The organism is Pseudomonas sp. ICMP22404, assembly GCF_006227205.1.
In the GTDB taxonomy this organism is placed as follows: domain Bacteria; phylum Pseudomonadota; class Gammaproteobacteria; order Pseudomonadales; family Pseudomonadaceae; genus Aquipseudomonas.
This window is the reverse complement of sequence record NZ_VCNG01000004.1, coordinates 1-26928: the sequence shown is the minus strand read 5'-3', so window position 1 is coordinate 26928 and position 26928 is coordinate 1. Positions and strand designations below refer to the sequence as shown.

Below are 26928 nucleotides of genomic sequence, written 5' to 3'. Positions count from 1 at the left end.
AGACCGACATGCTCGATTCCAAACTGTTACGTAGCAACCTTCAGGACGTAGCGGACCGCCTGGCGTCCCGTGGCTTCGCCCTGGACGTCGCGCGCATCGAAGCGCTGGAAGAGCAGCGCAAGACCGTCCAGACCCAGACTGAAAAGCTGCAAGCCGAGCGTAATGCGATCTCCAAGAGCATTGGCCAGGCCAAGCAGCGCGGTGAAGACATCGCGCCGTTGATGGCGAACGTCGAGAGCATGGGCACCGAACTCAACAACGGCAAGGTGGCCCTGGACAAGATCCAGTCCGAACTGGATTCGATCCTGCTGGGCATCCCGAACCTGCCCCACGAGTCGGTGCCGGTCGGTGAAGACGAAGAAGGTAACGTCGAAGTCCGTCGCTGGGGCACGCCCAAAGCGTTCGATTTCCCGGTGCTGGACCACGTGGCCCTGGGCGAGAAGTTCGGCTGGCTGGACTTCGAAACCGCCGCCAAGCTGTCCGGCGCCCGTTTTGCCTTGCTGCGCGGACCCATTGCCCGCCTGCACCGCGCCCTGGCCCAGTTCATGATCAACCTGCACGTCACCGAGCACGGTTACGAGGAAGCCTACACCCCGTACCTGGTCCAGGCTCCGGCCCTGCAAGGCACCGGCCAGTTGCCGAAGTTCGAGGAAGACCTGTTCAAGATCGGCCGCGAAGGTGAAGCCGACCTGTACCTGATCCCGACGGCCGAAGTATCGCTGACCAACATCGTGGCCGGCGAGATCGTCGACGCCAAGCAACTGCCGATCAAGTTCGTCGCCCACACCCCATGCTTCCGCAGTGAAGCCGGGGCGTCGGGACGCGATACCCGCGGCATGATCCGTCAGCACCAGTTCGACAAGGTCGAGATGGTGCAGATCGTCGAACCGACAAAATCCATGGAAGCCCTGGAAAGTCTGACCGCCAACGCCGAGAAGGTCCTGCAACTGCTGGAACTGCCGTATCGGACCCTGGCCCTGTGCACCGGCGACATGGGTTTCAGCGCGGTCAAGACTTATGACCTGGAAGTGTGGATTCCGAGCCAGGACAAATACCGCGAGATTTCGTCGTGCTCCAATTGCGGTGACTTCCAGGCCCGTCGCATGCAGGCGCGTTTCCGCAACCCTGAAACCGGCAAGCCGGAACTGGTCCACACCCTCAATGGCTCCGGCCTGGCGGTGGGCCGTACCCTGGTGGCGGTGCTGGAAAACTACCAGCAGGCCGACGGTTCGATCCGTGTGCCCGAGGTGTTGAAACCGTACATGGGTGGCATCGAGGTCATCGGCTAAATGAACTATCTGCCACTGTTCCATAACCTGCGCGGCAGCCGCGTGCTAGTGGTCGGCGGCGGCGAGATTGCCTTGCGCAAATCCCGCCTGCTGGCCGACGCCGGTGCGTTGCTGCGGGTGGTCGCACCCGAAATAGAGCCGCAACTGCGGGATCTGGTCAGTGGCAGCGGGGGCGAATGCGTCCTGCGCGGTTACCTCGAAACGGACCTGGACGGTTGCGGGTTGATCATCGCCGCCACCGACGACGAAATCCTCAATGCCCGGGTGTCGGCCGACGCCCATAAGCGTTGTGTGCCGGTCAACGTGGTGGACGCGCCGGCACTGTGCAGCGTGATTTTCCCGGCTATTGTCGACCGCTCGCCACTGGTGATCGCGGTGTCCAGCGGCGGCGATGCGCCGGTGCTGGCAAGGCTGATCCGGGCCAAGCTGGAAACCTGGATTCCCTCGACATACGGGCAGTTGGCGGGTTTGGCGGCGCAGTTTCGCAGCCAGGTCAAACGGCTGTTCCCGGATGTGCAACAACGCCGGGCGTTTTGGGAGGATGTGTTCCAGGGCCCTATCGCCGACCGCCAATTGGCCGGGCAGGGCACTGAAGCCGAGCGTCTGTTGCGCGAGAAAATCGCCGGCCAGGCGCCGCACGCACCGGGAGAAGTCTATCTGGTGGGTGCCGGGCCAGGTGATCCCGACCTGCTGACCTTCCGCGCCCTGCGTTTGATGCAGCAGGCCGATGTGGTGCTGTACGACCGTCTCGTCGCGCCAGCGATCCTTGAGCTATGCCGGCGTGACGCCGAGCGGGTCTACGTCGGCAAGCGCCGCGCCGAGCATGCCGTGCCCCAGGACCAGATCAACCAGCAGTTGGTCGACTTGGCCCGGCAAGGCAAGCGGGTGGTGCGCCTCAAAGGCGGTGATCCATTCATCTTCGGGCGCGGCGGGGAAGAGATCGAAGAGCTGGCGGCCCAGGGCATCCCGTTCCAGGTCGTGCCGGGCATCACCGCAGCCAGTGGTTGTGCGGCGTACGCCGGCATTCCGCTGACCCATCGCGACTATGCCCAGTCGGTGCGTTTCATCACCGGCCATCTCAAGGACGGCACCAGCGATCTGCCGTGGGCGGACCTGGTCGCCCCGGCCCAGACCCTGGTGTTCTACATGGGGTTGGTGGGACTGCCGAGCATCTGCAGCGAGCTGATCAAGCACGGTCGCGCGGCCGATACGCCGGCGGCGCTGATCCAGCAAGGCACGACGTCCAACCAGCGGGTGTTCACCGGCACTCTGGCAGACTTGCCGAAGCTGGTGGCCGAGCATGAGGTCCATGCGCCGACGCTGGTGATCGTGGGGGAAGTGGTGCAACTGCGCGAGAAACTGGCGTGGTTCGAAGGGGCTCAGGGGCAGGTCTAGACCGCGTTGTCCCAAATCGCGAGCAGGCTCGCTCCCACACAGGGCTGGGTGTAACCAGGAATTTATGGTTGTACCCTGATCCCATGTGGGAGCGAGCCTGCTCGCGATGAGGCCTTTACATCCACGACAAATCCCGGATCAGTCCCCGCCCCAGATCCCTTTCCCCACCAACCGCGCCCGGTCATGGGCCCCGCTGAAATCCTGCTCCGGTCCCTTGGGCACGATCCCGTTGGGATTGATGGTCTTGTGGCTGCCGTAGTAATGCCGCTGGATGTGGGTGAAATCCACCGTCTCGGCAATGCCCGGCCATTGGTACAGCTCCCGCAGCCAGTTCGACAGGTTCGGGTAGTCGGCGATGCGCCGCAGGTTGCATTTGAAGTGGCCGAAATAAACGGCATCGAAACGGATCATGGTGGTGAACAGGCGGATATCCGCTTCGGTCAGGTATTCGCCGGCCAGGTAGCGCTGTGATCCCAGGAGCGTCTCCAACCGATCGAGTTCGGCGAACAACTGGTCGAACGCTTCTTCGTAAGCCTGTTGGGTGGTGGCGAACCCGGCGCGGTAGACGCCGTTGTTCACCGCCGGATAGATCCGCTCGTTCAGCGCATCGATCTTGCTGCGCAGGTGTTCGGGATACAGGTCCAGGTGGTTGCCGGTCAGGTCATTGAAGGCGCTGTTGAACATGCGGATGATTTCCGCCGATTCGTTGTTCACGATGCGCTGTTGCCGCTTGTCCCACAGCGCCGGTACGGTGACGCGACCGGTGTAATCCGCTGTATCGGCGGTGTAGCGCTGGTGCAGGAAGCGCAGGTTGTCCAGTTTGTCGCCGGTGGAGCCGTGGGCCTTGTCGAAGGTCCAGCCGTTTTCCAGCATCAGGTAGCTGACCACCGAGACATCGATCAGGTCTTCCAGGCCCTTGAGCTTGCGGTAGATCAGGGTGCGATGGGCCCAGGGGCAGGCCAGGGATACATACAAATGGTAGCGCCCGGCCTCGGCGGCAAAGCCACTCTCGCCCGTGGGGCCGGCGCTGCCGTCTGCGGTGATCCAGTGACGGCGTTGTGCCTGTTCGCGCTGGAAGGTGCCGTCCTTGCTTTCATACCACTGATCTTGCCAGCGGCCTTCGACTAACAAACCCATCTCGATCTCCTCGAACCATAAACATTGGAGGCGAGTCTATTCCGATAGGTTCGAACTAAAAGCGCAAAGGTTGGGCTTTGATGATCGATTAAATCGATCGATCCCGAGCATCCCAATACTGCCGGGCCCGTTCGAACGCGTCTTCACGCGTCAGGCCGAGGCCGCGCAGGGCCAGGGCCATGGTGGCGACCAGGGCCAGTTGCGGGTAGCTGTCCTCCACGTCGCCGCGCCAGATAGCTTTCAGATGCTCGGGGTCGAGGCTCTCCGGCTTGACGTGACGTTGTTGTGACAGCCGTGGCCATTCTTCATCCCAGCTCGCGCCGCCGGTGGTGCCATACAGGTGACTGTCGGCATCCGGGTTGATCTCGATTTCGCCACCGTCGCCCTTGATCACGATAGTCGTATCCCCCAACAAGCCGCTGGCATCGCGATGCACCGCCTGGTAGCCGGGGTGGAAGATGCTTTGCAGTCCGCACCGGGCCTTCAGCGGATTGAGGATCCGCGCCAGGGAATGGATCGGTGAGCGCAGGCCCAGGGTGTTGCGCAGGTCGATCATGCGCTGCATCTGGGGTGCCCAGTCCACCAGCGGCATGAAGGCCAGGCCGCCGTTATCCAGGGCCGTGCCGACCTGCTGCCAGTCACGGCACAGCGGGATGTGCAGAAATCCCAGCAACTGTTCGGTATAAAGCCGACCCGCCGTATGGGCACCGCCGCCGTGCATGAAGATGCGCACCCCGTTCTGGCCGAGGCACTTGGCCGCCAGCAGGTACCAGGGCAGATGACGTTTCTTGCCGGCATAGGTCGGCCAGTCAAGGTCCACCGCCAGCGCCGGGGCAGCCAGGCGTGCGCGCAGGGCTTCGGTGAAACCGGCCATTTCCTCGGCGCTTTCTTCCTTGTGCCGCAACAGCATCAGGAAGGCGCCAAGCTGGCTGTCCTCGACCTGCTCATCGAGCACCATGCCCATGGCCTCGCGGGCTTCTTCACGGGTGAGGTCACGGGCGCCGCGCTTGCCTTTGCCAAGGATGCGCACGAACTGGGCGAATGGATGTTCGGCCGGGGTCTCGAGGGTCAGCGATGGAACGTCGGTCATAAGCAATTCGTCGGTTTGGGCAGGCCCGCCAGCTTGGCGGCGAGTTTGGCGGGAGTGCCTTTGAACAATCGGTTCAGGTACAGGCTGTTGCCCTTGTCCGCACCCAGTTTCAGCGCGGTGTACTTGATCAGCGGCCGGGTGGCGGGGGAGAGCTGGAACTCGTCGTAGAAAGCCCGCAGCAGTTCGAGAACTTCCCAGTGTTCGGGGCTCAACTCGATGTCTTCGGCGGCGGCCAGGGCCGTGGCCACTTCGACTGACCAGTCGTCCCGGTCGGCAAGGTAGCCGTCCTTGTCCAGCGGGATGGCGCGTTCGCCCACGTTCAGCGCATTCATAGCCAGGTGTTGACCTTGTCATGCTGGATCGACAGTTCGACGAAGGCCGGGTAGTCGATGATCTCGACCCAGTCAGGGGCCGGCAAGTCTCGGGCCTGGAGGTCTTCGGCCAGTGCGAACAGCTTCAGGCCAGCGGCCTGCAACCGGGTAAACGGTGCGGTGCCGGGCTGCAATGCGTAAGTCGCGTCGCCGCACAGCAGCAGTGCATCCTTGTCTCCCAGGACTCGCAGACAACTGGCGAGGCGGTTATCGCCAAAAGGTGAATGGGACAACACATGCAAAGTCGACATCAGAGGGTAATCACCTGGTCGTAACGGTCAATGAGAGCGGTGATGTCCGGCGCGGTCAGCACCTTCAGGTCGCCCAGGCCCAAGGCATCGGCGTCGATGCCGCGCTCGGCGGCGCTGTCTGCGCAGACGAAGAGGTCTTCGACGCCGAACATGGGCAATGCCTGCAGGTTCGCGCTCAGGTCTTTTTGCTGGACGGCCTTGGCGTTCTGGCCGGGGAGCAACTGGTGTACGCCGTCATCGAGAAACAGCAGGCCGATGGGCAGGTCGAACGCCCCGCCGGCCAGGACGATGTCCAACGCTTCCCGGGCGCCTGGGCCCGACCATGGGGACTGGCGGCTGATGAGCAACAGGGACTTGGCCATCATGGGCCTCCAAAACAGATCAAGCGGTCGGCATCCTGGATCGCGTCGTGCAGTTGGCCGAGCCCGGACAGGGCCCAGGGTGTCTCGACGCTCACGGCCGAGCGTTGGTAGCGCTGGGCTTCTTCGGCGTTCAACACCCCACGGCGCAACGCCGCCGCGATGCAGACCACGCCGTCGAGCTGGTGGTCGCTGACAAAGCTGCGCCACTGTTTGGGCAGGTCCTGTTCGTCCTGGGGGGGGACCACACCGCTGTCGGCGTTATAGACACCGTCCTGATAGAAAAACAGCCGCACGATTTCATGCCCGCCGGCCAGCGCGGCCTGGGCAAACAGCAAGGCTCGGCGCGAGGACGGCGCATGGGCGGCGGAAAACAGCGCAATGGCGAACTTCATGGCAGATCCGATCAGCAAAACTGCGGCCATGATAAAGCTTTATGGGCAGGGGGGCGATTGGCACTGCAGGATTGTGGGGACATCCTTGTGGCGAGGGGATTTATCCCCGCTGGGCTGCGCAGCAGCCCCAAAACCAGGCCGCGAGGTACATCAGGCAAATTACTGTGCCTTGAAGGAGGGGCTGCTGCGCAGCCCGGCGGGGATAAATCCCCTCGCCACACTGGTTCAGCAGTCGTCCGTGAGGCCATGCAACTCGCAATACTCCGCCCAATCCATCCCCGCCATCTCTGCCACTTCCCTGTGCACGTCCATCCGCTGGGACTGATAGTCCTCTGGCGAGGCGGCGGTCAATTGCAGGGTCAGTTCCCAGGCGAACAGGCCCTGGCGTTCGGCCTCGGCCTCGAAGGCTTCATGCAACCGCTCGGCGCGGTATTGTTCCGCCGTCTCGCCCTTGGCCTGGGCCAGCAGTGGGTTGAGGTGGTCCAGTTCGGTGCGGAGTTCGGGGCGCTCGTCGAGAAACTTTTCCAACGCCCGCTCATGCTGCTGTTCGGTTGCCGCCATGGAGACTCTCTGCTGATGACAAAAGGCGTGACAGGTTGCGCGAATCGTCGTCCGGTGTCGCGTATAAATTTCAGTAAAGCCGCACGAAGACCGGGGGCGTGGTGCTACAGTCCGCTTTTTTCTCGATGAGTGAACGCAATGCGAATGCTGACGGTGGCCCTGGCCGCCACCTTGCTGGCCGGCTGCGCGGGTTCGGCGATGAACCAGGCCCGGACCCAGGCGCCTTACAAGACGCTGGCCTCGGACAAGCCGGAACAGGTCGTGGCCCAGTGCGTGCAGTTTTCCTGGCAGGACGAGGCGGTATTCGGCGTCGACGCCGGGGCTTACCTGCAACCGGGCAAGAAAGGCGGCTCGACGGTGTACACCCGCTCCGCTGAATCCTTTGTCGACCTGGAAACCGGTGCTACCGGTACGACGTTGAACTACTACGCCAAGCACGACGACTTCATGGCCAAGCGCCGGTTGGCGGCGTTGGCGACTTGCCTGTAAGCCGGTAGAGCATCGCGAGCAGGCTCGCTCCCACAGGAGTTTGTGGTGGATGCAAGTCTCCCGGCCAGCTCGGAACCCATGTGGGAGCGAGCCTGCTCGCGATGGCGGCGGGTCAGTCGAGAACATTGTCGAAGGGTAGACCGCTTCGCGAGCAAGCCCGCTCCCACAGGGGATTTGTGGCGGATGCAAGTCTCCCGGCCAGCTCGGAACCCATGTGGGAGCGAGCCTGCTCGCGATGGCGGTGGGTCAGTCGACGGCAGTGTCGAAGGGTAGACCGCTTTCGCGAGCAAGTCCGCTGGATGTGTGTTTCAAGTCAGGCGCTTCTGGAGGAAGAAGTGCTGGTGCCCCGGCGGGTAATCGTCGATCTGGCCGATGTCTGTGAAGCCGTGTTTGCGGTAGAACGCTGGGGCCTGGAAGTCGAACGTATCCAGCCAGATGCCGACGCAGTTCTTCTCCCTGGCCAGCGCTTCGGCCTTCTGCATCAATGCCGATCCGGTGCCTTGGCCGCGGGCCTGTTCCGGCACCACCAGCAACTCGATATAGAACCAGCGGAAGAACACCCGGCCGTAGAGCCCGCCCACTATTTCATTGCTGTGTTCGTCCCGTACCAGCCAGGCGACCAGTTCCGGCACGGTGCCGCCGGTCTTGGCGGTGTTGTAGGCGCGTAGCGGCGCCAGGATAGCCTGGCGCTCCTCGTCGGTGGGAGTGTCGGTGCGTTCGATTCGCAGCGTCATCAGCGATGTCCTTGTTGCGGGGAGAATGAACGGCATGAGCCTACCCCAAAAGACCGTCCGGCAGCGAACGGGCGCATTTCGCAAACCGGGCCATACTTCCCTGGATTTCAAAAACAAGAAGAGAGCGGCTCATGAAGTTCGAATCCTTGACCCGAACCCTGGTTGCGACATCCCTGACCCTCAGTTGCTTTTATGTGCAGGCCGCCTCCCAGGCCCCGGTCGCCGCCGAAAACGGCATGGTGGTCACCGCCCAGCACCTGGCGACCCATGTGGGGGTCGATGTACTCAAGAACGGCGGCAATGCCGTGGATGCGGCGGTGGCGGTGGGGTATGCCCTGGCAGTGGTGTATCCGGCGGCGGGTAACCTGGGGGGCGGCGGTTTCATGACCCTGCAACTGGCCGATGGGCGCAAGACCTTCCTGGATTTCCGCGAAAAAGCGCCGTTGGCCGCCACGGCGGACATGTACCTGGACAAGGACGGTAATGTCGTCCCCGACCTCAGCACTCGCGGGCACCTGGCGGTAGGTGTGCCCGGCACGGTGTCCGGCATGGAGCTGGCGTTGAAGAAGTACGGAAGCAAACCTCGGGCTGAGCTGATTGCCCCGGCCATCCGCTTCGCCGAAGAGGGTTTCACCCTGGAGCAGGGCGATGTAGACCTGCTGGAGACCGCCACCGACGTGTTCAAGAAGGACATGCGTGACTCGGGCTCGATCTTCCTGCACAACGGCGAACCGATGCAGGTCGGCCAGAAGCTGGTGCAGAAAGACCTCGCCAGGACCCTGCGGGAAATCTCCACCAAGGGCGCCGACGGGTTCTACAAGGGCTGGGTCGCCGATGCCCTCGTCACCTCCAGCCAGGCCAACAAAGGCATCATCACCCAGGCCGACCTGGACAAGTACAAGACCCGTGAGCTGGCGCCGGTGGAGTGCGACTATCGCGGCTACCACATCATCTCGGCGCCGCCGCCCAGTTCCGGCGGCGTGGTGCTGTGCCAGATCATGAACATCCTTGACGGCTATCCGATGAAAGAACTGGGCTTCCATTCGGCTCAGGGCATGCACTACCAGATCGAAGCCATGCGGCATGCCTATGTGGATCGCAACAGCTACCTGGGTGACCCGGACTTCGTACAGAACCCCATCGACCATCTGCTGGACAAAAGCTACGCCGCCAAATTGCGGGCCGCCATCGAGCCGCAAAAGGCCGGTGACTCGCACTCGATCAAGCCCGGCGTAGCGCCTCATGAGGGCAGCAACACCACCCACTATTCCATCGTCGACAAGTGGGGCAACGCCGTTTCCGTCACCTACACCCTCAACGACTGGTTCGGCGCGGGCGTCATGGCGAGCAAGACCGGGGTGATCCTCAACGACGAAATGGACGACTTCACCGCCAAGATCGGCGTCCCCAACATGTATGGCCTGGTGCAGGGGGAAGCCAACGCCATCGCGCCGGGCAAGGCACCGTTGTCATCCATGAGCCCGACCATCGTCACCAAGGACGGCAAGACCGTCATGGTGGTGGGAACGCCGGGCGGCAGCCGGATCATCACGGCGACATTGCTGACGATCCTCAATGTGATCGACTACGGCATGAACCTGCAGGAAGCCGTCGATGCGCCGCGCTTCCACCAGCAATGGATGCCCGAGCAGACCAACCTGGAAGCCTTCGCCGCCAGCCCCGACACGCAAAAGATCCTGGAAAGCTGGGGGCATAAGTTCGCGGGTCCCCAGGACCCCAACCACATTGCCGCGATTCTGGTGGGCGCCCCGTCGCTGGGTGGAAAACCGGTGGGCAAAAACCGGTTCTATGGGGCCAACGATCCACGTCGCAACACGGGATTATCGTTGGGCTATTGAGCAGAGGGGGGCTGCCGTAGGCAACCCCCGTGGCCGTTCATCATTGTCTTGAAGAGGGAAACCATGAGCACCGCTTTGCTGATCATCGATGTCCAGAGCGCCCTGTGTACCGGTGAAGAAGAATGTTTCGAGAGCCAGCGGGTTATCCGGACCATCAACGACCTCAGTGCCCGGGCCAGGGCTTTAGACTTGCCAGTGATCCTGATCCAGCACGAGGAGCTGCAAGGCTCGCTGGTGTACGGCTCTGCTGCCTGGCAACTGGCGGACGGGCTGTTGACCTCCACGGATGACCTGCGGGTGCGCAAGACCACGCCAGATGCGTTCTACCAGACGGACCTGCTGTCATTGCTGCAGGCCCGAAGCATCGACCGCCTGGTGATCTGCGGCATGCAGACCGATTACTGCGTCAACGCCACGGTGCGCCAGGCCCACACCTTGGGGTATGAAGTGGTCCTGGCTGCCGATGCCCATACCACGGTGGACAACGGCAGCCTGGCGGCGGAGCAGATCATCGCCAACCACAATGATCGGCTTGGGCGCCTGAGCAGCGCGGTGTCGCGGATCGATGTAGTGCCGGCGGCTGAGGTCCGTCTGTAAGCGATATCAACCTGTGACGGAGTAGCAAGCTTCTTGCCACAACGCTACGAGAGAGGGGGGGGCGCACTCGCTCAAGGCGCGCCAAACACCATCGTCCAGTACACCCCCGCATCGCTGCGTGAGTCACTGGCGGAGGCGGCGCCCACTTGCGTGAACATCGGGTTCATCAGGTTGGCGCAATGCCCGGGGCTGGCGATCCAGTCTTGCATGGCCTGGTTCGGCGAGCTTTGGCCGGCGGCGATGTTCTCGCCGAACTTGCGGCCACGATAGCCCGCGCCCTTGGCGCGGTCGGCGACGGAGCGGCCGTCGGGATCGCGGTGGGCGAAATAGTTGCCGTGGGCCATGGCCTGGCTGTGTCCCTGGGCGGCAGCTCCGAGTGCGGCGTTCCAGCTCAGTGGCCGGGCGGCGGCAAAGCGCTGGCGACCACACACACGGGACTTGGCCCTAGCCGCGTTGACCTGGGCCAGCAGCGCCTTGCCGATCGATGAGGCGTCGCTGGCCGGTGCACCGCCCATGGGCTGCGCCAGCACCACTCGCCACTCATCACCAACCCGGTTGACGCCGATGTCGGCGTACTGGTTGTCCAGCAAGGCGTCGCAGTGCTCGTCCGCCAACATGTCGAAAGCCTCTTGGGCATCCCGCGCGTCAGTCAGGCGGATGCTGCGCACGGCCCGGGCTCGATAGCCGGCGTCATTCAAGGTTTCCCGCAAGCCGTCACGAAAGCCGATCGGCAAGGCCAGGCGCGAGCGCAGCACCAAAGGCGGGGAGGCCCGGACCGTGCGCCATTCACAGCGACGGGACTGGCTGCGGTAGTCGTTGATGGCGTCCACCAGTTGCCCCTCGCCTCGAGCGTGGGCAGGGCTGGCGAGCAAGGGCAGCAGGGGGAGCAGGCAAAGCGAAGCGAGACGGCAAGAGCGAACAGGGTGGCGCATGGTGCGGACGGCTCAAGAGGGAGAGTTACGCGAACGCCAGGCCTGGCGCCCATCAGCCGCAAGCGCTTCGCACAGGAAGGCGAGGCTTTCACAGCTGGGGTAGGACTGTGGGTTTGAAGACAAGTTTCAGCAGGGGCACCCAACCCCTGTGGCGAGTTCAGTTGTTTCCAGCCGCCCCGGCCACGGGCGCCTTGACCCGTTCGACCTTGCGATAGGTCAACAGCACGATGCCGGCCACCACGATAGCGCCGCCGAGTATCTGGCCGGGGCTGAGCATCTGGTCCAGCACCAGCCAGCCGATCAGCAGGGTGGCCAACGGTTCGATGTTCATCACCGGAGCGTTGCGCGGCATGTCCAGGCGCGGCACGGAAATGAACAGCACGATAAACCCGGTGCCGTAGAGCGTCACCAGGGTGGCCAGGGCCAACCAGCCGGTGCTGGTGGCCGGCAGATTGAAGCCGCCGGGTAGGGCACCGCTCAGGCCGGCGAGGTTGACGCTGCTGAACACGATGAAGATCGTCAGCAGGCTGCGTACCGAGCCACGGACCTGGGCCAGCTTGTGGTCGGTGATCCACAGTGCGCAGGCGAACGCACAAGCCGCGCAGAAGGCCAGGCCGACGCCCAGCAGCCATTGCGGGCCGACGCTCTGTTCGGACGATAACCGCGCCGGCACCTCCAGCACGAAGACCAGGCCCAGCAGAATCATCCCCATCAGCGCGGCTGTGCGGGTGGTGGGGCGGGGGCCGCCCAGTGCCCAAGTCAGTAATGCGAGCAAAATCGGAAACACATTGCCCACCAGCAATGCCAGCGCCACCGGGACCCTCGCCACGGCCGAATACAGACACAGGCTTTGCGTGCCGATCAACAGTCCAAGGAGCAACTGCCAGCGCCAGGCGCCCGTTGGAAGGCGCAGGCCCTGGCGCTGCCACAGCACCATCACAGCCAACACCAGCAGCGTCCCACCCGAGCGCATCAGGATCGCCAGCAGCACGCCGGCGCCATCATCGAACGCCACTCGCGCCGCGACATGGTTGCCAGCGAAGGCACACCCCATGCACAGCAGGACGAGCACGGCGAGTTGGCGTGGAAACGGGGCGGGGGTGTCCGATGCGTAGGTGGAGTGGGCCATGGCAGGAATTCTCAAAAGAACGACCGCCGAAGCGAGAGGCCTCGGGCGGTGATTTTAGTTATTGTTGTCGTACAACGTGCCCGAATTTTTACCGCATCTTGTCCGATGGAACAAGTGGCGATGAGACTGTAGCGCTCTAGGGAACTCTAAAGAAGACGGCTTTAGCGGGCGCGCGTCCGTATGCTTTCACTGGGGGACAAAGACAGTATTCTTGTACGATGTCTTATCACGTAGTAAAACTGTCGTCCCGTCCAATAATAATTAACGGAGAGACGCGCTATGGAAACTTCACAACTGATCAGCCCCGCCGACCAAGGTCGTCGGGTATTCCTGAAAAAATCCCTGGTGGTCTCGGCGGCTGCCGCTACTTTGGGGAACCTGCCCGGGCTCGTCCAGGCCGAGCCGTTGAGCCAGCGTTACCCGGACCCGCTGATCAACATCCTCGATCCCAGCTTCATGGACTTGCGCCTCTTCAATGCCAGCGTGGAAAAACTCGCCACTGGCCTGCGCTGGGCCGAAGGGCCGGTGTGGATCGGCGACGGCCGCTACCTGCTGGTCAGCGACATCCCCAACAACCGCATAGTGCGTTGGGATGAGATTACTGGCGGTCTGTCGGTGTACCGCGAGAATGCCAATTTCTCCAACGGCATGTGCCGTGATCGCCAAGGGCGGTTGCTGGTGTGCGAAGGCTCCACCACCTCGAGCGAGGGGCGGCGCGTCACCCGTACCGAGCACAACGGCACCATCACCGTGCTGGCGGACAGTTTCGAGGGCAAGCCTTTCAATTCGCCCAACGATATCGTGTGCAAGCGCGACGGTTCGGTCTGGTTCACCGACCCGCCATTCCAGACCGGCAACAACTACGAAGGACACAAGGTCACCCCGTCCCAGCCCCACGCGGTGTACCGCGTCGATGGCGAAACCGGCAAGGTCAGCCGGGTGATCGATGACTTGGCGGGGCCGAACGGCCTGTGTTTCTCCCCGGACGAGAAAATTCTCTATGTGGTGGAGGGCAGGGCCAAACCCAACCGGCTGATCTGGGCAATCACGGTCAAGGACGACGGGACGCTGGGCGAGCGGCGCAAGCACATCGAAGGCCTGGATTACGCGGCCATCGATGGCATCAAATGCGACGAGAGCGGCAACCTCTGGTGCGGCTGGGGCGGCAACGGCGACCCCAAGGCCGACCTGGAAAAGCTCGACGGTGTACGGGTGTTCAACCCGGAAGGCAAAGCCATCGGCCATATTTCCCTGCCGGAACGCTGCCCCAATATCTGCTTTGGCGGGCGGGAAGGTAATCGCTTGTTCATGGCCGGCAGTCACTCGCTGTATTCGCTGTTCGTGAATACCCGAGGGGCCACATTCAGCTGACTGAATGGCTTGGGCCGCGGGCCTCGCCGCCGTGGGTCGGCTCAGGACGGATCGCAACTCCACAATTCCACCAACGGTTGATCTGCCGTTGGTGGCCCCAGCCAATGGCTCATTGGCTCGCAATGTCCATTCAAACACAGCTGGTAATCCCCAGCCTGGGGTGTGCGGCCCAGTCTCAGCGGTTGCAGAGGCGGCAGTTGGCGCAGGTAGTGCCAGCTGCCGTTTTTCAGCCAGGCGCCGTCGGGAATCTCCATGCCGGCGCCGTTGCCTTTGACCCTGGCTTCCCCCAGCACCAACCCCTGCGCGGTAACCCGGTAGTCTTCCTCCCAGCGGATTTTCTCGATGGTGTGATTCCACGCCAGCGTGAAATCCCGGAGGGGAAGCTGGGCCCAGGTCACGCCGGCCAGGCCCAGGCATAAGCCGATCACGCCAGGGCCCGTCCGATGCGCCGCGAGCGCCATAGGTGCTGGAAGATCAGCAGTCCCGCCAGCACGAAGCCAATCTCATCGGTCAGCGGTAACGCGACGACCAGCAAGGCTCCGGCGGCAAAACACAGCAGGCGCTCCCAGATCGGCATCTTCTGTTGCAGATGGCCGGTGGACGCCATGCCCCAGAGCCCGACGGCCAGCATCGTCTTGATCAGCATGTAAGCGCTCATCCACAGGTTGTCACCCTGAAGCATCAGTGCCGGGTTATAGACCGCCATGAACGGAATGACGAAGCCAGCCAGCGCGATGCGCACCGCCCAGAAGCTGATTTTCAGGCCGGTTTCCCGGGCAATCGGCGCGGCCGCGAAGCAAGCCAGCGCCACGGGCGGCGTGAGGTCGGCGAGGATGCCGAAGTAGAACACGAACATGTGGGACACGATCAGCGGTACGCCCAGTTCCAGCAGGGCGGGGGCGGCGATCGAGCTGGTGATGATGTAGTTGGGGATGGTGGGGATGCCCATGCCTAGCACCAGGCAGGTGAGCATCGTCAGGATCAGCGACAGCAGCAGGTTGTCCTTGCCGATGGCCAGGATGTAACCGGCGAAGGTCGACGCCACCCCGGTTAGCGACACCACGCCAATGATGATGCCCACCAGGGCACAGGCAATCCCTACAGGAACCGCATGCCGCGCGCCTTCCACCAATGCATGGAGGCAGATGGTCAGGGTTTCCCGCGCGCCTTTGATGAACCAGCAGATGATGACCAACACCGCGATCACCGCGAAGATGACGGCGATGCCCAGCTGGAAAAAGCCCACGCACAGGACACCCAGTGCGATCCAGAAAGCGCAGCGCAAGGCAAAGCTCGACACGCGCAGGATGATCGCCGAGCCGAGGATCACGATGGCGGTGAGCGCCAGTCCCACCATGCCGGAAAAAAGCGGCGTGCGCCCGGAAAACAGCAGATAGATCAAGACCGCGAGCGGGATCAGCAAGTACCAGTTGTCTTTTACGGCGCCCAGTGCGCTGGGGCATTGGTCCTTGGGCAAGCCTCTGAGGTTGGAGCGCTTGGCTTCGAGATGAACCATCCAGAACACCGAGCCGAAGTACAGGCACGCGGGAATCAAGGCGGCCTTGGCGACTTCAACGAACGGCACGTTGATGGTCTCGGCCATGATAAACGCCACGGCCCCCATGATCGGCGGCATCAATTGGCTGCCCATGCTGGAAGTGGCTTCCACGCCACCGGCGAACGCGGCTTTGTAGCCGAAGCGCTTCATCAGCGGGATGGTGAATTGCCCGGTGGTCACCACGTTGGCAATGCCAGAGCCGGTAATGGTCCCCATCAAGGCGGAGGAAGCGACGGCGACTTTGGCCGGGCCGCCGAGCTTGTGGCCGAACAGGCCCATGGCAAAGTCGGTGAACAGCTTGATCATCCCGGCTTTTTCGAGGAAGGCGCCAAACAGGATGAACAGGAAGATGTAGGTGGCCGACACGTAGGTCGGTGTGCCGTACAGCCCCTCGGTGCCGAAGGACAGTTGATTGACGATCTGATCGAAGCCATAACCGCGATGAGCCAGATCGCCCGGCAGGTATTCGCCGAACAGCCCATAGGCCAGGAACAGACCGCAGATCAACGGCAGCGCAATGCCCATCACCCGTCGGGCTGCCTCGAACACCAATACGATCAGCACGATACCGACGATGAGGTCCGTATCGGTCAGGTCACCGGAGCGCTGGATCAGGTCGGCTTCAAATACCCATTGGTACAGGGCCGTGGCCACGCCGGCCAGGGACAACACCCATGCCAGTGGCTGCCAGGGACGCCCGGTGCCATGGGCGGGATAACTCAGGAACACCACCCACAATAGGAAACCCACGTGCACGGCACGCAGGACCTGGCTGGAGACAGGGGCGAACGCCGCGGTGACGATCTGGAATACCGAAAACAGCAGGGCCACGTAGAACAGTGTTCTGGGCCAGTCCCGTGGATCGCTGGGAATGCCGGGCTGAATCTCACTCATCAAGGATGTCCTCTTGCCTGCATCGAAGGTGCGAACCGCAAGGGCGCGGCGACGATCACCACCGCCGCGCCAGATCGGCTTACAGGGCGCCGGCTTCCTTGTAGTAGCGCTCGGCACCGGGATGGAGGGGGATAGGCAAGTTTTTCGCGGCTTTATCCAAGGTGATGTCTTTGGCTGCGGAGTGTGCGCTGCCGAGACGAGGGAGGTTTTCGAACAGCAGCTTGGTCATCTGGTAGGCCACTTCGTCCGAAACGTCTTCACGGGTGACCAGGATGTTGGTGATTGCCACGGTGGGCACGGCTTCGGCCTGGCCGTCATAGGTATTGGCCGGGATCGTTGCACTTTGGTAGGCCGGGTTGCCGATTTTTGTCACTACCTCCGTCGGAATCGACACGTAGTTCAGTGGCATGGTCGAGGCCAGGTCGCGGATGGCCGCCATCCCCAGCCCCGAAGACTGGAGCGTGGCGTCCAGTTGACGGTTCTTGATCAGGTCCACCGATTCGGCGAAGGGCAGGTACTGAACCTTCATGTCGCTGTAGTTCAGTCCCGCGGCCTTGAGAATGGCTCGCGCATTCAGCTCGGTGCCGGATTTCGCCGCTCCCACGGAGATGGATTTGCCCTTGAGATCGGCCAGCGTCTTGATGCCCGACTCCTGGCTGGCAACGATCTGGATGTAATTGGGATAGGCGCCGGCGATGGCGCGTAGTTTGGTCAGAGGAGTCTTGAAGCCGGCATCTTCCACGCCATTCTTGGCGTCAGCTACCGAGTCGCCCAGCGCGAGGGCCAATTCTCCGCGCCCGGCCTGCAGCAGGTTCAGGTTTTCCACCGAAGCCTTGGTGGCTTGCACCGAGGTCTTGGCGTCCTTGATGCCGGTGCTGTAGATCTGCGACAGCCCGACCCCGATCGGGTAATACACCCCACTGGTGCCCCCCGTCAGGATGTTGATGTACACCGGGGCGGCCTGGGCCGTGGTCGTGACCACCAAGGCTGCCGCGGCGGCCAGAAGGGTGAAGCGTTTGTTGACTCGCATGGAAAACTCTCCGTCTTGTTATGGCTTTATGCAGAGTCTTTCCACTGTAGTTGAAACGGGCCCGATGGCGAGTTGTTAAAACCGATGTGCCTGGTCAGGCCTTGCCGGGACCCGGAGCTGCGCTGCTGCCACGCACGGTCAACTCGAACGGCAGCAGCACATGCCGTTGCGGAATAGGCTTTTTCTCGATCAGCGCGATCAGCATTTCCACGGCTTTGCGGCCAAAGGTCTCGGCAGGCTGGGAAATGGTGGTCAGCGGCGGATCGCAGTACGCCGCGAACGGGATGTCGTCGAACCCCACCAGGGAAATGTCCTCGGGCACCCGCAACCCCGATTCCTTGATGCGCTTGAGGGCGCCGATGGCCATCTCGTCGTTTTCACAGAACAGCGCGCTGGGTCGCTCGGCCAGCGCCAGCATCGCCTCGGCTCCTTCGTACCCGGCGTTCAAGGTGAAGTCGCCGTGGCAGATCAAGCCTGGGTCGACGACCAGACCGGACTGACGCAAGGCGTCCTCGTAACCGGCCACGCGGTCCAGGGTCAGGGGGCTGCTGCGGGGGCCCTTGATAATGCCGATGCGGCGGTGACCAAGACCGATCAGGTAGTCGGTCATGGCCTGGGCGGCGGCGCGGTTGTCGAGGCTGATGGTGGGGTAGTCGGCACCCTTGACCACTTCGCAGGCGTTGACCAGCGGCAGGGCTTCGGCGCCAGGGGGAAGTGACGCGAAAGGATTGCTCGCGCGTAACTGGATCACGCCGTCGGCCTGGTGCGCATAGACCAGCGCGGCGAACTCCCGCTCGACTTCTGCCTGGCCTTGCGTGTCGCACAACAACAGCCGATAACCCGCCGCCTGGGCGGACTGCTGGGCACCGCTGATGACCCGGGCAAAGAACGTATTGGCGATGGTCGGCACCAGGATCACCAGGTTGCCGGTGCGACGGGAGCGGAATTGCACAGCCATCAGGTTCGGCCGGTAGCCGGCCTGTTCCACCGCCGCGTTGACCTTGTCCCGTGTCTCGGGCAGTACCCGTTCGGGGGATTTGAGCGTTCTGGAAACCGTAGCCACCGACACGCCGGCCAGCCGGGCTACTTCACGGATATTGGACAAAAGCACCTCGATCGAGCGCCGGAACATAGCGGCGCGAAGGGGAGCTTACCGCAGGTTGGGCGCCTCACAAACGTCCCTGCATGAAGACCGTAGGGTTTGACACGCCGCGAAACTGCGCCTAGATTCCGCCGTGATGTAACCGGTTACATTGTCGTCAGCCCTGACCTGAGAGAGTCGTGATGAGTCCTGTAGCACCGAAAATAAGACTGGGTTTCGTGGGCGGTGGGGAGGGTGCTTTCATCGGCCAGGCCCATCGTCAGGCCGCTGGCCTGGATGGCGGGTTCGAGTTGGTGTGTGGGGCATTCAGTCGCGACGCCCGCAATAACCAGCAAACCGGCGCAGCCCTGGGGCTGGACGCTTCCCGCTGCTACAGCGACTGGCAGCAACTGTTGGACGCCGAAGCGGCATTGCCCGCCGACCGGCGCATGGAGTTGCTGGTCATCGTGACGCCCAACCATTTGCATGCACCGATTGCCGGTCGGGCGCTAAAGGCGGGCTTTCATGTGTTCAGCGAAAAGCCCGCAGCGTTGAACCTGCGTGAGTTGCTCGCGCTCAAGGATGTGCTGCGAGGCAGAGGCCGCTTGTACGGCCTGGCTCACACGTACCTGGGGTATCCCATGGTCTGGCAGGCGCGAGAGATGGTGCGCTCGGGCGTGATCGGCACGGTGCGCAAAGTGCTGGTGGAGTATCCCCAGGGCTGGCTCAGCCAGGACGTCGCCGGGCAGGGCAACAAGCAGGCCGGTTGGCGCGATGACCCCGAGCAGTCCGGCCTGGGCGGCTGCATTGGTGACATCGGTACCCACGCGTTTTCCCTCGCAGAGTTCGTGACCGGCCAGCACGTCGAACAGCTCTGTGCGGCGTTGGGTACCCACATTCCGGGCCGGCAATTGGACGACGACGCCGCGATGCTGTTGCGCATGAGTGATGGCGCCAGCGGCGTGTTGATCGCCAGCCAGGTCTGCGCCGGTGAAGAGAACCCGCTGAAGATCCGCGTCTATGGCGATAAAGGCGCCCTGGAATGGCGCCAGGAGGAACCGTCGAGCCTGATCCATCGTGCCCTCGACCAACCCCTGAGCATCCTGCGTTGCGGCGTCGGCCAGCCGTGGTTGTGCGAGGCCGCCACACGCCGCATGCGCCTGCCAGCGGGGCACCCCGAGGGTTACCTGGAAGCCATGGCCAACCTTTACGGCGATTTCGCCCGTGCCATTCGCGAGCGGATCGAAGGCCCCGATGTGCCTGGCGTACCCGGTATCGAAACCGGCTTGCGCGGCATGGCGTTCATCGAGGCCGCCCTCATCAATCATCGTGGCGAGGCGAAGTGGACCGCGCTGCAGACCGGAGAGTCGCTGTTGTGAATACCGCCGATCAAACACCGGACGGCCTGCGCGGGCCGGCTATTTTCCTGGCCCAGTTCATGTCCGACGAGTCGCCGTTCGACACCTTGGCGAACATCGCCCGGTGGGCCGCCTCACAAGGGTACAAAGCCATTCAGTTGCCGACCCTGGGCACACGTTACATCGACCTGGCCCAGGCCGCCGACAGCCAGGCCTATTGCGATGAGATCAAGGCCACCTGCGCAGAGGCCGGGGTCGAGATCAGCGAACTGTCGACGCACCTGCAAGGCCAACTGGTGGCGGTGCATCCGGCGTTCGATGCGCTGTTCGACGACTTTGCCCCGGCCCACTTGCGCGGCCAACCCCAGGCCCGGACCGAGTGGGCCATCGAGCAGCTCAAGCTGGCGGCCCGGGCCAGTCAGCGCCTGGGCCTCAATGCCCATGCGACGTTTTCCGGCGCGCTGTTGTGGCCCTACATGTACCCGTGGCCACAACGCCCGAGCGGGCTTGTCGAGCAAGGATTCGCTGAACTGGCCCGGCGCTGGTTGCCGATTCTCGATTGCTTCGAGGCGGCCGGCGTGGACCTGTGCTACGAAATCCATCCCGGCGAAGACCTCCATGACGGCGCCTCGTTCGAGCGCTTCCTGGAAGCGGTCGATCACCATCCACGGGCAGCCATCCTCTACGACCCCAGCCACCTGTTGCTGCAACAGATGGACTACCTGGGTTTCATCGACCGCTACCACGCGCGCATCCGCATGTTCCACGTCAAGGATGCGGAGTTTCGCCCCGATGCCCGGTCCGGGGTGTACGGCGGTTATCAGGGCTGGGTGGATCGCCCCGGCCGTTTCCGTTCCCTGGGGGATGGGCAGATCGATTTCAAATCGATCTTCAGCAAGTTGACCCAGTACGACTTCAGCGGCTGGGCGGTACTGGAATGGGAGTGCTGCCTGAAGGACTCGCAACAGGGTGCCGCTGAAGGGGCTGCGTTCATTCAGCGGCACATGATCAACAAGAGCCGCAAGGCGTTCGATGATTTTGCCGGGGTGACGGCGGATGAAGCGTCCAATCGGCGGCTGCTGGGGCTGCCGAGGTAACCGATACCAAAAAAACTGTGGCAAGGGAGTTCATTGTGGGAGCAAGGCTTGCCCGCGATAAAGCCGACGAGGTCCTTAGGAAGAATGAGGCGCCTGCATCGCGGGCAAGCCTTGCTCCCACAATGGTCCCCTGTCCACAAAGTGCTTTTACCAACTGGCTGGCTTACAAGAACAACAAATAGACGGTGACTGTCATGACCACGATGAACGCACGCTTGAGCGTGATGATGTTCCTGCAGTTCTTTATCTGGGGTGGCTGGTTCGTCACCCTCGGGACCTTTCTTTCCAGCACCCTGGGTGCCAGCGGCGGGCAGGTCGGCATGGCGTTTTCCACCCAGTCCTGGGGGGCGATCATCGCGCCGTTCGTGATCGGCCTGATCGCCGACCGCTACTTCAATGCCGAACGTATTCTGGCGGTGCTGCACCTGCTGGGCGCGGTGCTGCTGTACCAGCTGTATTCGGCGCAGGACTTCAGTGGCTTCTACCCGTTCGTGCTGGCGTACATGGTGGTCTACATGCCGACGCTGGCCCTGGTCAATTCCGTGGCGTTCCGTCAGATGCGCGATCCGGCGCTGGAGTTTTCCCGGGTGCGGGTTTGGGGCACCCTCGGTTGGATCGTCGCCGGGGTGGTCATCAGTTTCGTGTTCGCTTGGGATTCACGGGAGGCCATTGCGGCGGGCGGTTTGCGCAATACCTTCCTGATGGCGGCGATTGCTTCGCTGGCCTTGGGCATCTACAGCCTCACGCTGCCGGCCACGGCGCCGCTCAAGGCTGAAGCTGGCGGCGGAATCAAGCAACTGCTGGGCCTGGATGCCCTGGGGCTGCTGAAGGACCGCAGTTACCTGGTGTTCTTCATCGCCTCGATCCTGATCTGCATCCCGTTGGCGTTCTATTACCAGAATGCCAACCCGTTCCTGGCCGAAACCGGCATGACCAACCCCACGGCGAAGATGGCCATCGGGCAGGTGTCCGAGGTGCTGTTCATGCTGCTGTTGCCGCTATTCATCCAGCGCTTCGGGATCAAGCTGGCGCTGTTGGTGGGGATGCTGGCTTGGGCGTTGCGCTACCTGCTGTTCGCCTATGGCAACAACGGTGACCTGGCGTTCATGCTGTTCACCGGCATTGCCCTGCACGGCATCTGCTATGACTTCTTTTTTGTCTCGGGGCAGATCTACACCGACGCCAAGGCGCCGGAGCATCTGCGCAGTTCGGCCCAAGGGCTGATCACCCTGGCGACCTATGGCCTGGGCATGTTGATCGGCTTCCGGGTAGCGGGGCAGGTCACCGATAGTTTTGCCGAGGCGGGCGCTCATGACTGGACCAGCATCTGGCTGTTCCCTGCCGGGTTTGCGCTGCTGGTGTTCGTCTGTTTCCTGGTGGCTTTCAGCGGCCGGCAGGCTGTCGCCGTTCCTTCAAAGGCCTGAAGTACAAGCACCAGGCTGGACATCGGTCATAGATGACTGACGTCCAGTTTGGTGTAGGTCACTTTTCCGCCTTCGGTGGCATAGCCGACGTTGTCCAGGGTGTAGACGCCTGCCTTGAAGTAGAAGTTGTAGCCATACCAGGACGGATCCAGCTTCACCTGCTTGCCGAGGTTGTTGATCATCACGGTGACCATGCCCTGTTTGTTCATCTGCAGGGAATAGGTGAAGACTTTATTCAAGGCAACGTTCGGCACGGTGAACATCACCGGGCTTTTTGCATCCTTGGGCTTGACCCGGTATTCGACATCCAGGTTGCCGACACCCTTGGTGAAACGGTAAACGAGCTTGAGCAAGGGGGCAGGCGCATCCTTGGCGTGGATCTGCGCGACGACCACGCGACCGGCCGAGGGCACCTGGTTCACGGCCAGGGTGCCTTTGAGGGTGTTGATCCCGCTGTTGTAGAGCCAGTTGCGCAGCTTGCCGTCTTTCGAGGTTTCCCGCAGCTCGGAGCGCGGGAACTCGCTTTTACCTGTGTGGGAACCGGTCACCGGGGCCCAGAAGACGATCTTGTCGCCGGTGTTGGTGAAGTACGGGTTCTGCAGGGTCGGAACCGCTTTGGTTGCAATAGTCAGGGCAGGGGTTTCGATTGGAAGGGTGAGGTTCCAGACAGTCAGGTCAATCATGGTCAAGCGCTCCAACGGTACAGCCGGTGCAGATCGATGTCAGCCGGCAAAGGCAGGTTTTGCCTTCCGTGGCACTGTTACTTGGTTATCGACATGGCGCTTGGGCACTGGAGGACGTTGGAGGAGCAGCTGACGAATGGCTCTAGCATGAGCTTCAGGGGCGAGGCTGCAAATTGATTATGGATAATGTCAATTTGATGTTGATCGGGTAGAGTACGCGCCGCCCGAGAGATGGATCCCGGGCGTTTCCCCATGGAGTAGTCAATGAAAAGTTTCAGCAAGGTTGTTGCCAGCGCACTGTTCGGCCTGGTCCTGGCGGGTTGCACCGGCACCCCGATGAAGACCCAGCAGTACGACAGCAGCCAATACACCGTTGTCGGCCACAGTGAAGCGAAGGCCACCGGCCTGTTGCTGTTCGGCGTGATCCCGATTCGTCAGAACAACCGCTTCGTACGCGCCCAGAACGCCGCGATCCTGGCCAAGGGCGGCGACGCCATGATCAACACCCAGGTGCAGGAAAACTGGTTCTGGGCCTGGGTCCTGACCGGTTACACCACCTCGGTGTCCGGGGACGTGGTCAAGCTGAAGAACGTTCAGTAAAGGTCAGTTCGATCATTCCCACGCTCTGCGTTCCGCTGCCAAAGCGTGACGCGGAGCGTCACTGGATGCATTCCCACGCAGAGCGTGGGAATGATCGGTAGACGTGCCGGTCAATGCCCGCCAACCACCATGCGACTGAACGGCTCGACATACGCCTGCAGCGTCACCAGCCCGCCCACCAGAATCGCCAGCACCACCGAGTGGAAAAACACGTAGCGCAGGATTTCCCCTTCATGGCCATACCAACGGGTGGCGGTGGAGGCGACCACGATCGACTGGGCATCGACCATCTTGCCCATCACCCCGCCAGAACTGTTGGCGGCGGCCATCAACACCGGGCTCAGGCCCAACTGCTCTGACGTTACCCGTTGCAAGCCGCCGAACAGCACGTTGGAGGCGGTATCCGAGCCGGTCAGCGCAACGCCGAGCCAGCCCAGCAGGGTGCCGAACATGGGGTAGAAAATGCCCGTTGCGGCGAAGGCCAGGCCCATGGTGGCGTCCAGGCCCGAATAGCGCGTCAGGAACCCCAGGGCGAGCATCGCGACGATGGTGATTAGCGAGTAACGCACCACCCACAACGTTCGCAGGTACTGGCGCACCAATTGTGGGATCGAGTAGCCCATCAGCAACCCACCGAGAATCGCCGCCAGGAAGATGCCGCTGCCAGTGGCGGTGAACCAGTTGAACTTGTAGATCGCTTCCTCGGTTTTAGGCTGCGGCACCACGGGCGGGACTTTTTCGATCTGCTGGTGCAGGGTGCTGAAGGTCACCATGGGCGAGAACAGCGGATTCGCCTCGCGCATCGGCTTGCCTTGGGGATCGAGTTTGGCCGACTGGGACTGTGGGTCGATCGCTGGACGGGTATCGAACAGGTTCTTGAAGCCCTGGGTACCCCAGGCGAACACGAACACCGTGAGGATGATCCACGGCATCCAGGCCCGCAGCACCGCCGGCCGGGTGTCATTGGAGAACGCCCCGCCGGTCACCGGCTGTTGTTCTTCGCTGGCGTCGATCTTCGAATCATCGTGGCGTCCCGACAACGCTGCGGAGGTGTGGACCGTCGCCGGTTTCCAGACTTTGAGAAACCCGGTAAGGCAGGCCATGGAAATCAGCGCGGCAATCACATCCACCAGCATCGGCCCGTGGTAGTTGGAAACCACGAACTGCGGGATGGCAAAGCTGACGCCGGCCACCAGAATCGCCGGCCAGATCTCCAGCATCTTGCGCCATCCGGCAAAGGCCCAGATCAGCCAGAACGGCACGATCACCGAAAAGAACGGCAGCTGCCGGCCCACCATCATCGACAGCTCCATTTCATCCAGCCCGGTGACCTTGGCCAAGGTGATGACAGGGGTGCCCAAGGCGCCGAACGCCACCGGCGCGGTGTTGGCGATCAGGGCCAGGCCCGAGGCGGCCAACGGGGAGAAGCCCAGCCCGATCAGGATCGCTCCAGTCACCGCCACCGGTGTACCGAAGCCTGCCGCCCCCTCGAAAAACGCGCCGAAGCAGAAGGCGATCAACAGCAATTGCAGGCGCCGGTCATCGGTGATGCGCGCCAGGGAATCCTGCAGAACCTTGAACGAACCATTTTCGGTGGTCAGCCGATGCAGGAAGATAATGTTGAGCACAATCCAGCCAATGGGTAGCAACCCGTTGGCCGCGCCAAAGAGCGCCGCCGAACCGGCCATGCCGGCGGGCATGCCGAAGGCGAAAATCGCGATCAGCAGGGCCGAGGCCAGGGCCAGCAATGCCGCCAGGTGCGCCTTGATATGAAAGAACGCCAGGGACGCCAGCATCACCACCACCGGGACCGCCGCCAGAAAGGTCGACAGCACCGCATTACCGAAGGGATCGTAGACTTGTTGCCAGACCATGTTCCACCTCTGCTTTTTATTGTTGGAAGTGCAGGCCCCAGGGGGGATTGGCAGAAGAGTATAGGCGGGGATCGGGCAGGGCATGGGGGCATGCCTGTGGCGACTAACGCGCGTCGGTGCGCGGGCCTTCCTCCAGTCGAAGCTCAAGGCTCAAATCATCGCAGCTTCGCGACCAGGCCGTCAGCCATTGCGGCATGGCCGGCGACTGTTCTGCCAGCCCCAGTTCACGGATGAATTCACCCGGTGCCACCGTGCCTTTGGCCGAGCGGAACAGGCCACGCATGATCACCACCCCGACCACACGCCCGCGGCTCATGAAACGGTGCTCCATGAAGGTCCATTTGTCATCCCAGCCGAGCATCCGGGTATGCAACTCGAACGCTTCGAATAGCTTCAATTCACGCCGGAACTTGCCCCAGACATCTCCCACGATGGGTATCGCTCGGTTGCGCAGGGCCACTTTGTAGGCGCCGCTGCGCAGGACGTAATCCATGCGTCCAACATCCGCCAGAGTGAAATAGCGGCCATTGGTGACATGGCGGTTGAAGTCCAGGTCCAGCGGCCATACACGCATGCGCACCACGGTGGTGTCCAGGGGGGCCGTCGGCTTGCGCCAGGGACGACGAAACAGCATCAGCAACAGTCGGAACCAGAGATTCATGGAAATACCGCAAAGGGAAAAAAGGCCACTTTAGACAGGTGGGGTGGCCCGGGCCAGGTGCGTAAATGACTGTTTGCCGGCAAAACGCGCATTTGGGACATGTCTGCATGCCTGATTGCTCACACCCAGCTATGAGCCGCTGGCACCGATGTAGAAATGGCGGGGCGCCACCAGACCGGTGGGAGCCAGGCTAGCCCGCGAAGGCGATGGCAGATTCAACAGCGGCGTGACAGACACTCCGCTATCGCGAGCAGGCTCGCTCCCACATTGGATTTGGGTTGCGCGCAACCTTTGTGGGGCGCCACCAGACCGGTGGGAGCCGGGCTTGGTCGCGAAGGCGATGGCAGATTCAACAGCGGCGTGACAGACACTCCGCTATCGCGAGCAGGCTCGCTCCCACATTGGAGTTGGGTTGCACGCGGCCTTTGCGGGACGCCACCAGACCGGTGGGAGCCGGGCTAGCCCGCGAAGGCGATGGCAGATTCAACAGCGGCGTGACAGACACTCCGCTATCGCGAGCAGGCTCGCTCCCACATTGGATTTGGGTTGCACGCAGACTTTGCGGGGCGCCACCAGACCGGTGGGAGCCGGGCTTGCCCGCGAAGGCGATGGCAGATTCAACAGCGGCGTGACAGACACTCCGCTATCGCGAGCAGGCTCGCTCCCACATTGGAGTTGGGTTGCACGCGGCCTTTGCGGGACGCCACCA

At 62.6% G+C, this 26928-nt stretch carries 27 protein-coding genes; 10 read left to right on the top strand and 17 right to left on the bottom strand.

Translation table 11 applies throughout. The features are described from left to right. Nucleotides 1–8 precede the first annotated feature (8 nt). Together serS and cysG are read left to right on the top strand one after the other, a co-directional pair. Entirely contained in the window at nucleotides 9–1289 is a 1281-nt protein-coding gene (gene serS / locus FGE05_RS08385; RefSeq protein ID WP_139643765.1) for a serine--tRNA ligase, read from the top strand. Beyond that, on the top strand, nucleotides 1290–2684 hold the full coding sequence (gene cysG / locus FGE05_RS08380) for a siroheme synthase CysG (protein WP_139643762.1): 1395 nt from the start codon (nucleotides 1290–1292) through the stop codon (nucleotides 2682–2684). 138 nt (nucleotides 2685–2822) lie between these two features. Here the strand turns inward: cysG and FGE05_RS08375 are convergent, their stop codons facing one another. The 7 genes from FGE05_RS08375 to FGE05_RS08345 all read right to left on the bottom strand — a co-directional run bounded on the left by FGE05_RS08375 (nucleotide 2823) and on the right by FGE05_RS08345 (nucleotide 6848). After that, nucleotides 2823–3821 (bottom strand): glutathione S-transferase family protein, encoded by a 999-nt coding sequence (locus FGE05_RS08375; RefSeq protein ID WP_139643760.1) that lies wholly within the window; start codon nucleotides 3819–3821, stop codon nucleotides 2823–2825. Between the two features lie 88 nt (nucleotides 3822–3909). Then, nucleotides 3910–4911, bottom strand: coding sequence for a glycosyl transferase family protein (locus tag FGE05_RS08370; RefSeq protein ID WP_139643757.1), 1002 nt, complete (start codon nucleotides 4909–4911; stop codon nucleotides 3910–3912). Then, nucleotides 4908–5243: a TusE/DsrC/DsvC family sulfur relay protein gene (locus FGE05_RS08365; protein ID WP_139643754.1), complete on the bottom strand. Its 336-nt coding sequence runs from the start codon at nucleotides 5241–5243 to the stop codon at nucleotides 4908–4910. The genes FGE05_RS08370 and FGE05_RS08365 overlap by 4 nt, the downstream gene beginning before the upstream one ends. Beyond that, nucleotides 5240–5533, bottom strand: a complete 294-nt coding sequence (tusB, locus tag FGE05_RS08360) for a sulfurtransferase complex subunit TusB (protein WP_139643752.1) — start codon at nucleotides 5531–5533, stop codon at nucleotides 5240–5242. Before tusB ends, FGE05_RS08365 begins: the two co-directional genes overlap by 4 nt. Continuing rightward, a complete protein-coding gene (tusC, locus tag FGE05_RS08355; protein WP_139643749.1) occupies nucleotides 5533–5895 on the bottom strand; it encodes a sulfurtransferase complex subunit TusC in 363 nt (120 codons plus the stop codon). The genes tusB and tusC overlap by 1 nt, the downstream gene beginning before the upstream one ends. Next, nucleotides 5895–6287 carry a sulfurtransferase complex subunit TusD gene (gene tusD / locus FGE05_RS08350; protein ID WP_139643747.1) on the bottom strand — a complete coding sequence of 131 codons (393 nt, stop codon included), beginning with the start codon at nucleotides 6285–6287 and terminating at the stop codon, nucleotides 5895–5897. Before tusD ends, tusC begins: the two co-directional genes overlap by 1 nt. Nucleotides 6288–6512: 225 nt before the next feature. After that, a complete protein-coding gene (locus FGE05_RS08345) occupies nucleotides 6513–6848 on the bottom strand; it encodes a DUF6388 family protein (protein WP_139643744.1) in 336 nt (111 codons plus the stop codon). Nucleotides 6849–6986: 138 nt separating this feature from the next. Here FGE05_RS08345 and FGE05_RS08340 point away from each other — a divergent pair, with 138 nt between their 5' ends. After that, a complete protein-coding gene (locus tag FGE05_RS08340; RefSeq protein ID WP_139643741.1) occupies nucleotides 6987–7337 on the top strand; it encodes a hypothetical protein in 351 nt (116 codons plus the stop codon). Nucleotides 7338–7645: 308 nt separating this feature from the next. Here the strand turns inward: FGE05_RS08340 and FGE05_RS08335 are convergent, their stop codons facing one another. Further along, on the bottom strand, nucleotides 7646–8071 hold the full coding sequence (locus tag FGE05_RS08335) for an N-acetyltransferase (protein ID WP_139643738.1): 426 nt from the start codon (nucleotides 8069–8071) through the stop codon (nucleotides 7646–7648). A 131-nt stretch (nucleotides 8072–8202) separates the two neighbouring features. Here FGE05_RS08335 and ggt point away from each other — a divergent pair, with 131 nt between their 5' ends. Together ggt and FGE05_RS08325 are read left to right on the top strand one after the other, a co-directional pair. Beyond that, nucleotides 8203–9930, top strand: a complete 1728-nt coding sequence (ggt, locus tag FGE05_RS08330; RefSeq protein ID WP_139643736.1) for a gamma-glutamyltransferase — start codon at nucleotides 8203–8205, stop codon at nucleotides 9928–9930. 63 nt (nucleotides 9931–9993) lie between these two features. Further along, nucleotides 9994–10527 (top strand): cysteine hydrolase family protein, encoded by a 534-nt coding sequence (locus tag FGE05_RS08325; protein WP_139643733.1) that lies wholly within the window; start codon nucleotides 9994–9996, stop codon nucleotides 10525–10527. A 71-nt stretch (nucleotides 10528–10598) separates the two neighbouring features. On the opposite strand, the gene FGE05_RS08320 is transcribed toward FGE05_RS08325, so the two are convergent. Then, the gene (locus FGE05_RS08320) at nucleotides 10599–11459 is read right to left on the bottom strand and encodes a CAP domain-containing protein (protein WP_139643729.1); all 861 of its coding nucleotides are present in this window, start codon (nucleotides 11457–11459) and stop codon (nucleotides 10599–10601) included. A gap of 157 nt (nucleotides 11460–11616) precedes the next feature. Continuing rightward, entirely contained in the window at nucleotides 11617–12588 is a 972-nt protein-coding gene (locus FGE05_RS08315; RefSeq protein WP_139643726.1) for an EamA family transporter, read from the bottom strand. Between the two features lie 279 nt (nucleotides 12589–12867). On the opposite strand from FGE05_RS08315, the gene FGE05_RS08310 reads away from it, so the two are divergent. Further along, entirely contained in the window at nucleotides 12868–13959 is a 1092-nt protein-coding gene (locus FGE05_RS08310) for an SMP-30/gluconolactonase/LRE family protein (RefSeq protein WP_139643723.1), read from the top strand. A gap of 41 nt (nucleotides 13960–14000) precedes the next feature. Here the strand turns inward: FGE05_RS08310 and FGE05_RS08305 are convergent, their stop codons facing one another. The 4 genes from FGE05_RS08305 to FGE05_RS08290 form a co-directional block, all read right to left on the bottom strand. After that, a complete protein-coding gene (locus FGE05_RS08305; protein WP_139643720.1) occupies nucleotides 14001–14387 on the bottom strand; it encodes a DUF1850 domain-containing protein in 387 nt (128 codons plus the stop codon). After that, nucleotides 14384–16411, bottom strand: a complete 2028-nt coding sequence (locus FGE05_RS08300; RefSeq protein ID WP_139643717.1) for a TRAP transporter permease — start codon at nucleotides 16409–16411, stop codon at nucleotides 14384–14386. Before FGE05_RS08300 ends, FGE05_RS08305 begins: the two co-directional genes overlap by 4 nt. Before the next feature lie 79 nt (nucleotides 16412–16490). Next, a complete protein-coding gene (locus FGE05_RS08295) occupies nucleotides 16491–17441 on the bottom strand; it encodes a TAXI family TRAP transporter solute-binding subunit (protein WP_139643714.1) in 951 nt (316 codons plus the stop codon). Between the two features lie 94 nt (nucleotides 17442–17535). Beyond that, nucleotides 17536–18546 (bottom strand): LacI family DNA-binding transcriptional regulator, encoded by a 1011-nt coding sequence (locus FGE05_RS08290; protein WP_139643711.1) that lies wholly within the window; start codon nucleotides 18544–18546, stop codon nucleotides 17536–17538. A gap of 179 nt (nucleotides 18547–18725) precedes the next feature. Here FGE05_RS08290 and FGE05_RS08285 point away from each other — a divergent pair, with 179 nt between their 5' ends. The 3 genes from FGE05_RS08285 to FGE05_RS08275 all read left to right on the top strand — a co-directional run bounded on the left by FGE05_RS08285 (nucleotide 18726) and on the right by FGE05_RS08275 (nucleotide 22401). Beyond that, nucleotides 18726–19901: a Gfo/Idh/MocA family protein gene (locus FGE05_RS08285; protein ID WP_139643708.1), complete on the top strand. Its 1176-nt coding sequence runs from the start codon at nucleotides 18726–18728 to the stop codon at nucleotides 19899–19901. Further along, nucleotides 19898–20977 carry a sugar phosphate isomerase/epimerase gene (locus FGE05_RS08280; protein ID WP_139643705.1) on the top strand — a complete coding sequence of 360 codons (1080 nt, stop codon included), beginning with the start codon at nucleotides 19898–19900 and terminating at the stop codon, nucleotides 20975–20977. Before FGE05_RS08285 ends, FGE05_RS08280 begins: the two co-directional genes overlap by 4 nt. A 194-nt stretch (nucleotides 20978–21171) precedes the next feature. After that, nucleotides 21172–22401 carry a nucleoside permease gene (locus FGE05_RS08275; RefSeq protein ID WP_139643703.1) on the top strand — a complete coding sequence of 410 codons (1230 nt, stop codon included), beginning with the start codon at nucleotides 21172–21174 and terminating at the stop codon, nucleotides 22399–22401. Nucleotides 22402–22427: 26 nt separating this feature from the next. On the opposite strand, the gene FGE05_RS08270 is transcribed toward FGE05_RS08275, so the two are convergent. Further along, the gene (locus FGE05_RS08270) at nucleotides 22428–23084 is read right to left on the bottom strand and encodes a polysaccharide lyase family 7 protein (RefSeq protein WP_139643700.1); all 657 of its coding nucleotides are present in this window, start codon (nucleotides 23082–23084) and stop codon (nucleotides 22428–22430) included. Between the two features lie 264 nt (nucleotides 23085–23348). On the opposite strand from FGE05_RS08270, the gene FGE05_RS08265 reads away from it, so the two are divergent. Further along, a complete protein-coding gene (locus tag FGE05_RS08265) occupies nucleotides 23349–23684 on the top strand; it encodes a hypothetical protein (RefSeq protein WP_139643697.1) in 336 nt (111 codons plus the stop codon). Between the two features lie 110 nt (nucleotides 23685–23794). Here FGE05_RS08265 and FGE05_RS08260 read toward each other — a convergent pair whose 3' ends face one another. Together FGE05_RS08260 and FGE05_RS08255 are read right to left on the bottom strand one after the other, a co-directional pair. Then, entirely contained in the window at nucleotides 23795–25558 is a 1764-nt protein-coding gene (locus FGE05_RS08260) for an L-lactate permease (protein WP_139643693.1), read from the bottom strand. Nucleotides 25559–25661: 103 nt separating this feature from the next. After that, nucleotides 25662–26219 carry a thioesterase family protein gene (locus FGE05_RS08255; protein ID WP_139643690.1) on the bottom strand — a complete coding sequence of 186 codons (558 nt, stop codon included), beginning with the start codon at nucleotides 26217–26219 and terminating at the stop codon, nucleotides 25662–25664. Nucleotides 26220–26928 lie beyond the last annotated feature (709 nt).